Raw genomic sequence first — 1,014 nt, forward strand, 5'->3', positions numbered from 1 at the left:
TTGACCACGCCCATGCCGATCCGGGCCAGGTTGCGGATCGCGTGCACGGCGACCTGCGGGTCGTCGGCGCAGGCCTGGACGCAGATGTCGCCGCCGGTGCGGTTCGCCTCCAGCCGGTCGCCGGGGAACTTCGGCAGGTCGACGAGGGCCTCGGGCCGCTTCGCCTTGATGCCGAACCGGTCCTCGCCGTCCTTCTCGAAGAGCGTCGGGCCGAAGCCGACGGTCAGGGTCAGCCGCGACGCGGGCAGGCCGAGCGCCTCACCGGTGTCGTCCGGCGGAGCCTCCGGGAGGCCGCCGGTCGCGCCGGCGCCGACCTCGCGCGCCGCGGTCATCGCGGCGGCCGCCTTCGTCCACTCCTTCAGCATCTTCACCAGGGCCTCGCGGTCCTTGGTGATCACGTCGAACGCGGCGAAGTGCAGCCGGTCCTGGACGGGCGTGGCGATGCCGGACTGGTGGTCGCCGTAGAATGCGATGGTCCCGGGGTCCGGGGCGGCGTGCGCGCCGTCGGCGCGTACGGCCGCGGTGATCGAGGCGGCTGCGGCGCCGCCCATGGCCAGGCCGGCACCGGCCCAGCCGATGACGGCGCGCCGGCTCGGCGCGGCGGCCAGCCGTTGCGTGGCGGGCTCGGGCTGTTCGGTGGCCATGGGCGGTCCCGTCCGTCTCGGTGCTGGGTTACTTGGCGGCGACGACGGCTGCGGCCAGCTTCGACAGCGGCTCGCCCAGGGAGTTCACCGCGTCAGAGAAGGCCTTGCGCTCCGGCTCGGTGATCTTGTCGTAGGAGGTGTAGGTGCCGTCGGCCTGCTTGTACTTGCCGAGCAGTGCCTGGATCGCGGCGAACTGGCCGTCAAGAGCCGTGGCGAGGGCCTGCTCCTTGTCGGCGACCACAGGCTTCAGGAGCTGGTAGGCCTTGGCGGCGCCCTCGACGTTGGCGGCGAAGTCCGACAGGTCGGTGTGGGAGTAGCGGTCCTCCTCACCGGTGATCTTGTTCTTGGAGACCTCGTCCAGCAGCTCCTT

The 1,014-nt window shown here is 72.0% G+C and carries 2 protein-coding genes; both read right to left on the reverse strand.

From position 1 onward, the window contains the following. A partial coding sequence (locus AB0O09_RS38755) for a Dyp-type peroxidase domain-containing protein (protein ID WP_363550523.1) occupies positions 1-644 on the reverse strand: 644 nt, incomplete at its 3' end. Positions 645-672: 28 nt separating this feature from the next. Continuing rightward, positions 673-1,014 (reverse strand): EfeM/EfeO family lipoprotein (locus AB0O09_RS38760; protein ID WP_363550526.1); only part of this gene is annotated, 342 nt, incomplete at its 5' end.

Source organism: Kitasatospora sp. NPDC093679 (assembly GCF_040683455.1).
Taxonomy (GTDB): Bacteria; Actinomycetota; Actinomycetes; order Streptomycetales; family Streptomycetaceae; genus Kitasatospora; species Kitasatospora arboriphila.